This window comes from Vibrio sp. 2130-1, from assembly GCF_033339515.1.
Genome location: NZ_JAWOUT010000521.1, coordinates 1 through 582 on the forward strand (window position 1 = coordinate 1; position 582 = coordinate 582).

The 582-nt window shown below is 51.5% G+C and carries 1 protein-coding gene; it reads right to left on the reverse strand.

Features of this window, described 5'->3' with window-relative positions; all coding sequences use genetic code 11:
• On the reverse strand, positions 1-582 hold a 582-nt coding region (locus tag R7Q09_RS27175; RefSeq protein WP_318144084.1), incomplete at both ends, for a conjugal transfer protein TraC.

The window sequence follows — 582 nt, forward strand, 5'->3', positions numbered from 1 at the left end:
TTATCTGCCTCACTGCGGATTGGAGATGGATTACGCCAAGAAGCATCTTTTCCCCAGTTAAGTTGCGCACTTAATGCCGCGAGCCAGTTCCGGTCAGTCATCTCAGTAACGCGAAAACCAACCGTTGTCAGCGCCGGCGAGAAAGAAGCCCGAAGCGCGGATGTTCGACTCAACTCACGCTCCGTCGGTATAGGACTTTCCAGAGGCAATTTGCAGGTGACGATCAGTTGAAAGTTGCGTACCTGAGTCTGGGTCGATTCTTCTATCGGTTGAACCGTGCCGCCATCGAGGAAATCCGCACGTTTGCGTATCGACGCCCTGAGCAATGGATCGGATTGACGATGCCGCAAGCCCATCATGAGCTGAAGGTCGGTTTGAATATCAGGCGAGGCGTACAGGCCAAATTGCAGCAAAGTGTCTTTTGGCCAGTCGTTGTTAAGTAGAACATTAACCCTGTCTGCAACAGACTCATCACCACCCGGCAATGGGTCACATAGAAAACCAAAGCCAACACTCTGGTCTTCCATGAAAAACAGTTGCTCATCGTCGGAATAGGCCAATACTGGCAACAGCTCTGAAGCG